Here is a 12166-nt window from a genome sequence, read left to right as displayed (position 1 = left end):
GCGACGGTCAGCGATAGCTGACCGATTTCAGCTTGATTTCATTGCCGGCCTGCACATCGAGGCTGTAGTTCACGTTCTCGGCGACGCGGGCGATCGTGACCATGTGAAAGAGCGGCGCGATGTTGACCGCATCGACGGCGATGTATCTGAACGCTTCCTGGAAAAGTTTCTTGCGCTCATCTCCAGTCGCCTTGGCGGCGTCGGCAATCAGCTTGTCGAGCTTGGCGTCCGCGATGGTCGACTGGTTGCCATCGCTGGTGAAGCGATTCGGCAGCGTGAACACCGCGTCGCCTTCGGTATTGTCGATCTGCGTCTGAAGGATCGACGGCTGACGCTCCTTGTCCCACGGCTTCAGCAGCCGTTTCAGCCATGGGCTGGTCTCCAGCATTTCTAGTCTTGCGTTGAAGCCGGCATCTGCCAGCATTGCCTGAATGGCTTCCAGGCTTTCCGACGAGTTGGGATAGATGCCGATGCGGCCGTAGATGACGATTTCCTTGTCGACCGGCACGCCATCCGTCTTGGCTGCGGCAAGCAGGGACTTTGCTTTTTCCGGATCGTATGTCCAGACCGGGATATCGGGGTTAAAACCGAATACCGACGGCGGCACGACCTGCATCGCTTTTTGAGCGTTTTCGTGAAAAATGGTGCCGATAAGCCCATCCCGGTCGATCGCCAGATTGAGGGCTTCGCGCACGCGCTTGTCGTTGAAGGGTGGGATCTGGGCATCGATCCTCAGAAGCGAGGTCTCTGCATTCGGGAAGGCGTGATCCTGTTTCGTCGCGCCATCCTGAGAGCCTGTGAATGTTTGGTAGCGGAGGCGATTGGATTGTGATTCTGTTGGGTCGTTGATTTGCTTGGGGGATGATGGTGGGCGACGACCTGTTCGAAGGATTGCCGGTGCATGGAGCGCGGCGAAGTGCTCAGGTGGGACGCGGAGCGGCGCGCATGCGTGAGCCGGTGCGCGATCAGATCGAGTTGCGTGCCGTCGATATCGACAGCTTGATCGGCCAGGATCATGCGGTGCGGGTCATTTGGAACTATGTCGAGGGACTGGATCTGAGCACGCTCGAAGATCGGATCAAGGCGCGTGAGCACCGGCCAGGCCATCCACCGATTTCGCCACGGCTTTTGCTGGCGCTGTGGCTCTATGCCAGCAGCGACGGCGTCGGCAGCGCGCGGGCGCTGGAACGGCAGTGCGGGAGCCACGACGTCTATCGCTGGCTGTGCGGCGGTGTCTCGGTGAACTATCACACACTGTCGGATTTTCGGGTTGGTTGCGCCGATTTGCTCGACCGGCTGCTTGCCGAGCATCTGGCGGCGCTTGCCGGTGCCGGCCTCGTCACTCTCGATTGTCTGGCGCAGGATGGCGTGCGGGTCCGGGCAAGCGCGGGTGCGGCCTCGTTCGGCCGCAAAGCGACGCTTGATCGGCATCTTTCCATTGCCGAGGCGGTTGTGGATCAGCTCAAGCACGAGGTCGATGCGCGTTCGGATGCCAGCACTCGGCGCATCGAGGCGGCCAGGGAGCGGGCGGCGCGCGAGCGCGGCGAGCGGCTCAGAGCAGCCCAGGTCGCTCTTGACGAGATCGAGCGCCATCGCCAGGCGCGCGAAGAAAAGCGCGGCAATGGCAAAAAGCCGAAGGAGCCGCGCGCCTCCAGCACGGATGCACAGGCGCGGGTGATGAAGATGGCCGACGGCGGCTTCCGCCCGGGTTATAATGTGCAGGTTGCGAGCACGGCCGGTGAGCAGTTCGTGGTCGGGCTCGAGGTGACCAATGCCGGCTCCGATCGCGGCCTCATGCGGCCGATGCTGGAGCGGTTGCGCGCGCTAAGCGGCCATCTGCCGCGGCGCTATCTCGCCGATGGCGGCTTTGGCAGCGCTGAAGATATCGAGTGGGCGCACGGCGAAGGGGTTGAGGTCTTTTGTCCGCCCACTCAGTCCAAGCACGGAACCGATCCCTTCTTGCCGCGCCGCGGCGACGGTCCGGGTGTGTCGGCCTGGCGGGCCCGCATGGCAAGCGAGGCGGGCAAGGCTCAGTACAAACCCCGATCGATCTGCGAATGCGTCCATGCCCGCTGGCGCAACTGGAATCTGCGACAATTGACGGTGCGCGGCATCGAAAAGGTCCAGGCCGTCGTGCTCTGCTACGCACTCACCAACAATATCTTGCAAGGCCATCGGCTTGCCAAGGGCTGAGCCACTGTCACCACCCAGACACCAACACGCGACCATCCGAACGCAGCGCGCAATCGCCTGACGCTCGACTGCATCGGCCAGCCAAGATCGGCCAAAAACGCGCCGGATTCAAAAGCTTCACAAGCTCTGAGGCGCTATTTCATAAGCGATCTGCGCCTCACCGGTATCCACCATTGCGGCGCGAACGGCCGACTCGGCGCGCCAGATGATCGTCGCATGCTTGATCGGCGGCTTCTCGCCCCAATAACCTCCGTAGGCTGAAAGCGTGACCGATTGTCCGGGCGTCCACGCCGTCAGCTGGTAGGGGCCGGTACCGGCAGGAGCACGCGTCTTGCCGTCGCTTGGTGTCGCGGGCGAGCCGATGTCCAATGCTGACATCTTGTTCGGCAGGATCGGCTCGACGACGTCTGTTTTGATAAGGACGGTAGTCGGGTTCACCGCCACTGCGGTAAACTTGACGCCCTTCAACGTCGCAAGTCCGACTTCGCAGGCAAGAGGCGGGTCCTGCGCCCGCTTAAGAGCCGCAACAACCGCGTCGGCATCGAACGTCTTGCCATCGTGAAACGTCACACCTTCGCGCAGCTTGAATTCCCAAGTAAGTGCGTCCACTTGCCGCCAATCGGTGGCGAGGCTCGCAACCACCGACCCGTCCTTGGGGTTGAGATTGACGAGTGCCTCCGTGATATTGTTGTGCACCACGCGGGAGTTGCCGGAAAGATCGGTATCGCATGGGTCGAGCGACTTGGGCTCGTCGGTCACGACGACCGTCAGCTTGTCCGGAGCCGAATATGCTGGGAGCGCAGCACCCAGCAACAACGCTATACCCGCGCTCACCACATTGATCTTCATGGTCACGTCCATTTAAAGCCTCCTCCTATCCAGCGAGCGGCATCTAGCCAGCCATGATGCCAAGGTTTCGAAAGCCATCCCGGGCACCGCCACAAGCGGGCATTCAAATGGCTTTACTTCCTCCCGTAAGCGGTTAGTGTCAAATGTGACACTTTAGGCGAAGCATGCGCGCCACACTCGCCAGAGTCAAGGATATCACTTCAGATATGGATTGTATAGTTCATGATTGAACCGAAGCATGGCTCCCCCATTGTTGAAAAGACCGCGCACCTGCTCGAAGCGGTCGCCGATGCCAAGACGGGTATCTCCCTTGGCGCCTTGGTAGATCAGCTCGGAGTGCCGCGGTCGACGGTTTATCGCATCCTCAACTCGCTAACCGCGCATGGGCTGGTGGCTCGGGTGAAGGGCGGGGCCTCCTACGAACTTGGGCCCAAATTTGTGGAGCTCGCACGGCGCATTTCGCCTGGCGCGGACAGGGCGACGCTGATCGAGACCGCAAGGCCGATCCTGGCGGCTGCAGCCGACCGGATTTACGAATCCTTTCGGCTGGCTGCGCCTGAAGGCAATGAAATGATGACGATTTTTGCAGCCTCCAGCCCCGGCGACTACGCCCTTTTCATAAAAGTCGGAGGGCGCTCTCGAAAACACGTCGGAGCCGCCGGGAAACTTGCTCTTGCTTATTCCGACTATAACGAGATCGAAGTCTACTGCGCCGGCGGGCTGGAGGCCAGGACACCCTATACCATCACCGACCCGGAGGCGCTGAAGGAGGCGCTCGTCGACATTCGCCGCAATGGCATGGCTGAGGACAACCAGGAATCCAATCTCGGTTTGCGCGCTATCGCGGCTCCTGTTTTCGATTCCGGCGGCCGCCTGGTGGCGACGATTAGCGTGCCATTTATCGGTGAAGCAACACCGGACCGGGCTCGCTCAATCAAGCGCGAGGTCGTCGAGGGGGCTGTGGCACTGACGAGGGCCATCAACGGCGCCCACCCACTATCCAAATCAGAATTATAAATTTCTATATTGAACTAATGTAATCTTGTGTTAGATCTCTCCGCAGATATGGAGGATCTCATGACGGCTTTGGACCCATCAGTTTACGCTAAACTCCTGCGCACAAATTCGGCGAACCTCAGCACATTATTGTTGAAGCGCGGACTGAAGAACACTGCGGTTCGTGGCGTCCGACCGCTCGCGGGGCTCGACAAGCCGATGATCGGCCCAGCCGTTACCGTTCGCTACATCCCCGCACGGGAAGACATCGACGGATCGACTTACAGTTCCGATCCGTCGAACCAGCAGCGCAAGGCAATCGATACGATTCCGGAAGGCCATGTTCTCGTATTCGATTGCCGTTCTGTGGCTGAGATTGCGGGCATCGGCGCGATGCTCGCCCGTCGGTTGGTCTACCGCGGCTGCGCCGGCCTTGTGCTGGACGGGGGCGTCCGTGACACGGCCGACATTGTCCATCTGCGGCTTCCCACCTATTGCATGGGGCCGGCGGCCCCTGCCAATTTGGTCGCGCACCACGCGTCGGATATGAACCAGCCGATCGCCTGCGGCGGCGTCGCGGTTTATCCGGACGACATTATTTTCGGCGACAGCGAAGCCGTGATCGTCATTCCGCGGGTATATGTGAACGAAATCGCCGACGAAGCGGTTGCGATGGAGGAGCAGGAAGAGTTCCTCAAGCTGGAAATCGAGTCCGGCAAATCGACTTTGGGCGTATATCCGCCGAACAAGGAGACACTGGAGCGGTTCGAAGCGTGGCGCAAAGCCCGGTAGCGTGCCCAAGGTTCTGCAAATTTCGCCGAGACCATGATTGAAGATAAGACTGCCGTCGGCACCGTCAAAAATATTCTGCTTTCAAACCCCGATGGGCGAATTCTGCATTGCCGGCAGGCTCTGTCAGGCCTGCCGGCAATCCGGCCATCAGTCAGCCTTTTTGCGATAGAGCAATGTCATGAGCGCAAGGACGCATCCGACAGCTCCGACAGTTGCGAAGATGTAGAAATTCCACTGCGGCGCCAGGCCGGCACCGAGAACAGCACCGCCAATGGCCGGTCCTATCATGCCGCCGATACGGCCGATGCCGAGCGAGAAGCCGAGGCCGGTTCCACGGATCTCGACCGGATAGAGGTTTCCGACAAGAATGTTGGCGAGGATTTGCGTGCCGATCGTTCCCGTACCCGCCAGTGCGACGAGGCCGTAGACCTGCAGGCCCTGATCCACTTGCGTCAGCAGCCAGATCGAGCAGGCTCCGAGCAGAAACATGCCTGCGACGACAATCTTGACATTGCCGCGGTCGGCAATCCTCGCGCCGATCAGCAGGCCGACTGCGGCTCCGAGATTGAGGGTTACCGAGAAGAGGAGGGCGGAACCGAGGTCATAGCCCATCTTGTTCATGATGGTCGGAAGCCAGTTGACCATACCGAATGTCAGCAGCAGCGAACAGAAGTGGATGCCCCATGCATTCAAGGTCGGCAGCAGGCGACCTTCGGAAAACAGCGACCGGATGCCGACCTGTACAACAGGCTTGGCGATAGGATTGGGCAGTCCGTACTGGTCTGCGATCTGGTTGGCTTCGCTCTGGCGGTTCTTCGTTGCCAGCCATTCGGGAGATTCAGGGATGAGGCGGACGAAGAAAGGCAGAAGCAGGATCGGTGCGCCGCCGATGATCATCAGCGGACGCCATCCGTATTTCTGTATCAGCAACATTCCGAGGATGCCCGAAATGATGCCGCCGGCGAGATAACCGAGAAGCGCAATCGAATAGGCCATCGCCTTCCGCTTCGGCGGAGAAAATTCGATGATCAATGCGGTTACCGTCGGAAAAAGAGCGCCAAGGCCCAGGCCGGCAAGAAAGCGTGTGCCCTCGAAAACGGGAAAGTTCGGCGCCAGCCCGCTGCCGATCATCATGATGGAGAAGCTCAGCAGACTGCCGATGATGACCTTGCGGCGTCCGATCCTGTCAGCGAGCGTTCCCGCAACGAGAGCACCGAGCAGCATGCCGAACAGGGTGATGGCGGCAGCGCGTCCGACCATGCCGGGCGTCAGGCCCCAGCTGGCTTCGGCGAGCAATGCCGGAGCGACTGCGCCGTAAACGATCAGGTCATAGCCGTCGAACAGGATCAGCAGACCGCAAAGCGCGATGATGATATTCGGGCTGCGAACGCGTTCCTTGAAAATAGCGAGATCTTGTATGGCCAATTTTCCCTCCCCATACATCTGAGTACAGGAAGTCCGCTCCTGCCACGGCAGGTCCGCGATCAATCCATGTACAAATCCTCCTCGGTCATTGCCGGCGTGGTTCCTCCCAGCGCCAGACTCACCCACGCGCGGGCGATGTCAGGACAATGACGACACGCTATTAAATACTTGCGAATAAAATATTTGCAACTGCAAACTTCTCAGCCGGCGACTTTTCCCTTTTGGGATATTGCCGGCAGGTTGGCGTGCATGCGGCGCAGCGCATTCTTCAGGGCTGCGACCTCCTCGTCCGACATGCCCTGAACCGCAGTGTGTTCAAGCTCCACGGCAAGCGGCATCAGCTTTTCGGTCAGCGCCTCGCCCTGGGGTGTCAGCCTGACGATGACGATACGGCCATTGTCTTCCGGACGTGTTCTCGACACCAGCTTGCGCTTGGCCAACGTGCCGACGAGGCGCGAAAGCGTCGAGATCTCGACGGAGACGACATCCGCGAGATCTCCAAGCGTGCTCTCCCTGCGCTCCTTGAGCATGGCCAGAACCCGGTACATCGCCACGCTGAGATTGTCTTCGGCAATTCTCTGCGAGAACACCTCGGCTATCCGCACGCCGGCGCGGTTGAGAAGATAAGGAACGGAATCGGTAAGTTTGTACATGTCTCTGTCTGCTGGCGGGATTCGGCTTGCTGAAGGCTTCCTCCGACATGCACCTAAATTGCCGGGATGACAACATGATAGGCTTTCAGCCGCCGAGAACGGCAGGGCAGACCAGACATTTTCCCGTCCGAGTTATAAATTTGCATTGACAATAGTTGCATATGCAATAATTTGAAGCCCGAGGAGACACGGGAGGAAATCATGTCTGCCACTGCTGCCCTCGGCATAGCGCCGCCCCCCGCACCGATCAGCGATGCGTTTCGATCGACCATGCGCCGTTTCCCTGCGACAGTGACAGTCATTTCCGCCTGCCGCAACGGTGCGGATCATGGAATGACGGCAACGGCCGTCACATCGCTTTCGATGGATCCTCCCTCTCTTCTCATCTGCCTGAACAATCGCACCTACCTGCATGACATGCTACTTGAAGTGCCGGAATTCGCGGTCAGCATTCTGACCGACAGGCAGGCCGCCGTGTCGGAAGGTTTCAGCGGCAAGATTGCGCCCGAGCGCCGGTTCGACGCTGCCGATTGGGTCCGCCATGAGCGCGGCATGATGGTGTTGGGCACCGCCCATGCCTCAGTCGTCTGCCGCCGCATGGGCGTCGTTCCTTATGGAACGCACACGATCTTCATCGGGCAGGTGGTGGATACTCGTCTTTCCCAAGACACCGTCGCGCTGATGTACGAGAACTCGAAATATTGCGCGCCACAGCACGCGCTTCCTGCATCCCAGAACTGAAGGTCGTTCCATGAACAATACAGCCGCCCTGTTTCCCGCCTCGGCGCGGGTCGAGACCGCATGTCTTGCCGATCGCATCGTCCCGGTACTGGACGAAATCCGTGCCGGTGCGCGCGATACGGAAAAATCCGGCCGCGTGCCGGCCCGCAATATCGATCTGCTGCGCTCGGCCGGCTATTTCGATATCGTCAAGCCTGCCCGTTTCGGCGGCGCCGAAGGATCGTTTGCCGAGCTTGTCGATGCCAATATCGAACTGTCGTCGGCCTGTGCCTCCACCGGCTGGGTGGCCGGCCTGCTTTCCGCGCATCAATGGCTGCTCGCCATGTTCGACGAGCGGGTTCAGCAGGACGTGTGGGGCGGCAATCCGGATGCGCTGCTCTGCGGTTCCTATGCGCCGGTCCGCATGGCTGAACGCGTCGAGGGTGGTTTTCGGCTATCCGGCGACTGGGCCTTTGCCAGCGGATGCGAAAATGCAGGATGGGCGCTCTGTGCGGCGATCATTCCGCCGAAAGGCGAGGGCGAGCGTCCGGTGCCGGCGTTTCTTCTGGTTCCCGCCGGCGATTATACCATTGCCGAGACCTGGGATGTCGTCGGCCTCGCCGGCACCGGCTCGAAGAGCCTGATCCTCGAAGAGGTCTTCGTTCCGGAATACCGCATGCTGAGCTTTGCGGATGCGACCTCCGGCAGAACGCCGGGCGGGCGTGGCTACAAGGGCATCGGCCTTTTCAACATTCCGCTCCTCATGGGCATTCCCTTCTGCCTCGGCAGCGCCGCCGTCGGTGCGGCGAAGGGCGCACTCGACAGCTATATCGGCCACATCGGGACCCGCGTGACACGGGGTGCGGTTGCCGGTGGCAACAACAAGATCGCGGAGTTTCCGACGATCCAGCTTCGCGTGGCGGAAGCCTCCGCATCCGTCGATGCCGCCCGCGAAATCCTACTGCGCGATATTGCCCGGGCGCAGCAATTGGCCCAGGCCCGCGAGGATGGCGCCGCCGAGATCACCGAGGAAGATCGGATTCTCGCCCGCCGCAGCCAATCCTTTGCGGTCAGCCTGGCGCTTCGGGCCGTGGAGGCACTCAATGCATCGACAGGCGGCCTCGGCCTGCAGATGTCCAACCCGGTTCAGCGCGCCTGGCGCGACGCAAATGCCGTCGGGCGCCACATTTCCATGAACTGGGATGCCGTCGGCACCATGGTCGGCCAGCAGCTGCTCGGCCTTCCGCCCAAGGGACAATTCTGACCCGCCACCCTCATCGTTTCGATCGAAGACAGGAAAGAGAGCATATCGTGCAAGGCAAGATCGCGCTTGAAGAACATTTCGCCATTCCCGAGACGCTGCAGGATTCGGCCGGATTCGTGCCGGGCGACTACTGGACCGAACTGTCCGCCCGGCTTCTCGATATCCAGGACAAGCGTTTGCGGCTGATGGATGCCCACGGCATCGAAAAAATGATCCTGTCGCTGAACGCTCCGGCCGTGCAGGCGATCCCGGACAAGGCCAAGGCCCTCGAGATTTCCCGGCGCGCCAACGACTTTCTGGCGGAGCAATGCGTCAAGAACCCCAACCGTTTTCTGGGATTTGCCGCTTTGCCCCTGCAGGATCCGGATGCGGCAACGCAGGAACTGCAGCGCTGCGTAACGACGCTGGGCTTCGTCGGCGCACTGGTCAACGGCTTCTCGCAGGAGGGCGACGGAACGACGCCGCTCTATTACGACCTGCCGCAATATCGCCCGTTCTGGGCCGAAGTCGAAAAACTCAACGTTCCCTTCTATCTGCATCCGCGCAACCCGCTGCCGCAGGATAGCCGGATCTATTCCGGCCACTCCTGGCTGATGGGTCCGACATGGGCGTTCGCGCAGGAGACCGCTGTTCATGCGTTGCGCCTGATGGGATCCGGCCTGTTCGACGAACATCCGGCTTTGCGGATCATCGTCGGTCACATGGGCGAGGGGCTGCCATTCATGATGTGGCGCATCGACAACCGGAATGCCTGGGTCAAGGTGGAAAAGAACTATCCGGCCAAACGCCCGATTGCCGATTATTTCAACGAGAATTTCTACATCACGACGTCGGGGAATTTCCGCACGCAATCGCTGATCGATGCTATGCTGGAAATCGGCGCGGACAGAATTCTGTTTTCGACAGACTGGCCATTCGAAAACATCGACCACGCTGCAAACTGGTTCGACAACGCCACCATTTCCGAAGCCGACCGGCTGAAGATCGGTCGCACCAATGCGGTTTCACTGTTCAAACTCGATCGATAGCATGGTCGCACCTTTCAGATACACGGCCAGCGCGGCTGAGATCATCTTCGGGAGCGGTTCACTGAGCCGTCTCGCCGAGGCGGTGGCAAAGCAGGGCGGCAAACGCGCCCTGATCCTTTCGACCCCACACCAGAAGCAAGAGGCAGAACGCATCGCTGCCTCCCTCGGCCCGCTCGCGGCGGGACTGTTCCACGAAGCGGTGATGCATACGCCGGTCGATGTGACCGAACGTGCGATGGCTAGATACAACCAAGCCGGCGCCGATTGCGTCGTCGCGATCGGCGGCGGATCGACGATCGGGCTCGGCAAGGCGATCGCCTATCGCAATGACGCGCCGCAGATCGTGGTGGCGACGACCTATGCGGGCTCGGAGGTCACGCCGATCCTCGGCCAGACGGAGAACGGCCAGAAGACGACAGTGCGTGGAGCGGGCATCCTGCCCGAGGTGGTGATCTACGATCCTGAACTGACATTAGGCCTGCCGGTCGAGATCAGCGTCAGCAGCGGGCTCAATGCAATGGCGCATGCGGTCGAAGGCCTCTACGCAGAGGACCGCAATCCAATCTCGTCAATGATGGCGATCGAGGGCCTGCGGGCGCTGAAGCACGCTCTGCCTCAGATCGTCCAAGCCCCTCGGGACATCGAAGCGCGAAGCGAAGCGCTTTACGGGTCCTGGCTGTGCGGCACGGTGCTCGGAACGGTCGGGATGGCCCTGCATCACAAGCTTTGCCACACGCTCGGCGGCAGCTTCGATCTGCCGCATGCCGAAACCCATGCGGTCGTTCTTCCCCATTCCGCCGACTATAACGCCGCAGCCGCAACGGATGCGCTAAGGCCTGCCGCCGAGCTTTTCGGCGGCTCGCTCGGCCGCGGTCTTTATGATTTTGCCGCTTCGATCGGCGCCCCCCTGGCGCTGCGAGATCTTGGCATGAAGGAGGCCGATCTGGACCGCGCGGCCGAAATCGCCGCTCGGAATCCCTATTGGAACCCGCGTCCGATCGAAGGAAAAGCGATCCGGGCTTTGTTGCAGAGCGCCTGGGAGGGCGCGCGGCCGCGTTAACGCCTCAGGAGGATGGCCACGTGCCTGAATATTTCAGCGAAGAGAGATCCGTGGAAGCCGTCAACGCGCGCATGGGGCGGGACATCAATCCGCGCCTGGCCGAAATCATGGCGTCGCTGGTCAAGCATCTGCATGCTTTTGCCAGGGATATCGGCCTGAGCCAGGAGGAATGGGCGTTGGCCATCGGCTTCCTGACCCGAACCGGCCATCTCTGTCATGACGAGCGACAGGAGTTCATCCTGCTCAGCGATACGCTTGGTTTGTCGATGCTGGTGGATGCGATCAACAACCGGCGTCCGCCGGGCGCCACGGAGAATACCGTGTTCGGGCCGTTCCATGTCGAAGGGGCGCCCATACGGCATATGGGTGAAAACATCTCGCTCGACGGCAGGGGCGAGAGTTGTCTGTTCATCGGGCGGGTGCTCGATCTTAACGGCAATCCGATCGACGGAGCCCGGATCGATGTCTGGTCGGATAATGCCGATGGGTTCTACGACGTCCAGCAGCCGGATATCCAGCCGAAATGGAACAATCGGGGCATTTTCGTCACCGGCGCCGATGGCGCTTATAGTTTCGTCGGCATCAAACCGGTCTCCTATCCGATCCCGGATGACGGCCCGGTCGGGCAGATGCTGGCCTCCCTCGGCCGCCATCCCTATCGTCCCGCCCACACCCATTACCTGATCACGGCTCCGGGTTATCAGAAGCTCGTAACCCACACGTTCGTCGGCGACGATCCCTATCTGGAATCCGATACCGTGTTTGGCGTAAAACACAGCCTTGTCGCGCCTTTCGAGCGCATAGATCGTCCGACCATCTGGCGCTCCGACTTCGATTTCGTGCTGACGCCAGTGGAGGACAGACGATGATCGTTGCCCGCCATGCGGTATCCGACCCCGGCAAGGCCGCAGAACGCTCGCGATTGCTCGAGGAACACAAGGCCCATCTGCAAGGCGCGGCGATCCGCATCCTGCTTTCCGGCCCTTCCGCGCCGCCGGCGGAGGGCAGGGGTTCAACCGCCCTCGTGATCGCGGAGGTCAAGACGCTCGCCGAGTTCGAGGCCTTCAATGCGGAAGACCCCTTCGTGCGCTCCGGTGTTTACGCGAGCGTCGAGATCTTCGAATGGCGGCCCACGCTGGGGCTTCTTCTGGAAAGGCTCTCCGACGGCGGCTGAAAACCTGACGAT

The 12166-nt window shown here is 60.8% G+C and carries 12 protein-coding genes and 2 pseudogenes; 9 read left to right on the top strand and 5 right to left on the bottom strand.

All coding sequences use genetic code 11. The features are described from left to right. Positions 1-7: 7 nt before the first annotated feature. A pseudogene (locus AMK05_RS29095) lies at positions 8-790 on the bottom strand (ABC transporter substrate-binding protein); the annotation flags it as partial. 71 nt (positions 791-861) lie between these two features. On the opposite strand from AMK05_RS29095, the gene AMK05_RS29090 reads away from it, so the two are divergent. Next, positions 862-2193: an IS1182 family transposase gene (locus AMK05_RS29090; RefSeq protein ID WP_082935607.1), complete on the top strand. Its 1332-nt coding sequence runs from the start codon at positions 862-864 to the stop codon at positions 2191-2193. Between the two features lie 126 nt (positions 2194-2319). Here AMK05_RS29090 and AMK05_RS29085 read toward each other — a convergent pair. Further along, positions 2320-3054: pseudogene (locus AMK05_RS29085) on the bottom strand (ABC transporter substrate-binding protein); the annotation flags it as partial. 210 nt (positions 3055-3264) lie between these two features. Between AMK05_RS29085 and AMK05_RS29080 the strand changes: the two are divergent. Both AMK05_RS29080 and AMK05_RS29075 read left to right on the top strand, forming a co-directional pair. Continuing rightward, the gene (locus tag AMK05_RS29080) at positions 3265-4059 is read left to right on the top strand and encodes an IclR family transcriptional regulator (protein ID WP_064843473.1); all 795 of its coding nucleotides are present in this window, start codon (positions 3265-3267) and stop codon (positions 4057-4059) included. A 60-nt stretch (positions 4060-4119) separates the two neighbouring features. Further along, positions 4120-4830 (top strand): ribonuclease activity regulator RraA, encoded by a 711-nt coding sequence (locus AMK05_RS29075; RefSeq protein WP_064843471.1) that lies wholly within the window; start codon positions 4120-4122, stop codon positions 4828-4830. Positions 4831-4977: 147 nt separating this feature from the next. Here the strand turns inward: AMK05_RS29075 and AMK05_RS29070 are convergent, their stop codons facing one another. The 3 genes from AMK05_RS29070 to AMK05_RS35415 all read right to left on the bottom strand — a co-directional run bounded on the left by AMK05_RS29070 (position 4978) and on the right by AMK05_RS35415 (position 7180). Next, a complete protein-coding gene (locus tag AMK05_RS29070; protein WP_171899880.1) occupies positions 4978-6273 on the bottom strand; it encodes an MFS transporter in 1296 nt (431 codons plus the stop codon). Between the two features lie 182 nt (positions 6274-6455). Further along, positions 6456-6908 (bottom strand): MarR family winged helix-turn-helix transcriptional regulator, encoded by a 453-nt coding sequence (locus tag AMK05_RS29065; RefSeq protein WP_064843467.1) that lies wholly within the window; start codon positions 6906-6908, stop codon positions 6456-6458. 53 nt (positions 6909-6961) lie between these two features. Then, entirely contained in the window at positions 6962-7180 is a 219-nt protein-coding gene (locus AMK05_RS35415; protein WP_190237356.1) for a hypothetical protein, read from the bottom strand. Here AMK05_RS35415 and AMK05_RS29060 point away from each other — a divergent pair. The 6 genes from AMK05_RS29060 to AMK05_RS29035 are packed head-to-tail and all read left to right on the top strand — an operon-like array spanning position 7110 to position 12154. Beyond that, positions 7110-7649 (top strand): flavin reductase family protein, encoded by a 540-nt coding sequence (locus AMK05_RS29060; RefSeq protein WP_064843465.1) that lies wholly within the window; start codon positions 7110-7112, stop codon positions 7647-7649. The genes AMK05_RS35415 and AMK05_RS29060 overlap by 71 nt on opposite strands. A gap of 10 nt (positions 7650-7659) precedes the next feature. Next, positions 7660-8892, top strand: a complete 1233-nt coding sequence (locus AMK05_RS29055) for a flavin-dependent monooxygenase (RefSeq protein ID WP_064843463.1) — start codon at positions 7660-7662, stop codon at positions 8890-8892. Between the two features lie 47 nt (positions 8893-8939). Continuing rightward, positions 8940-9920, top strand: coding sequence for a gamma-resorcylate decarboxylase (gene tsdA / locus AMK05_RS29050; RefSeq protein ID WP_064843461.1), 981 nt, complete (start codon positions 8940-8942; stop codon positions 9918-9920). 1 nt (position 9921) lies between these two features. After that, the gene (locus AMK05_RS29045) at positions 9922-10980 is read left to right on the top strand and encodes a maleylacetate reductase (protein ID WP_064843459.1); all 1059 of its coding nucleotides are present in this window, start codon (positions 9922-9924) and stop codon (positions 10978-10980) included. Between the two features lie 20 nt (positions 10981-11000). Next, a complete protein-coding gene (locus AMK05_RS29040; RefSeq protein ID WP_064843457.1) occupies positions 11001-11849 on the top strand; it encodes a dioxygenase family protein in 849 nt (282 codons plus the stop codon). After that, a complete protein-coding gene (locus tag AMK05_RS29035) occupies positions 11846-12154 on the top strand; it encodes a YciI family protein (protein WP_064843455.1) in 309 nt (102 codons plus the stop codon). Before AMK05_RS29040 ends, AMK05_RS29035 begins: the two co-directional genes overlap by 4 nt. The last annotated feature ends 12 nt before the right edge of the window (positions 12155-12166 follow it).

It is taken from the genome of Rhizobium sp. N324, from assembly GCF_001664485.1.
Lineage (GTDB): Bacteria > Pseudomonadota > Alphaproteobacteria > Rhizobiales > Rhizobiaceae > Rhizobium.
Note: the sequence above shows the minus strand (reverse complement) of the source record. Positions and strands in the feature narration are given on the sequence as shown.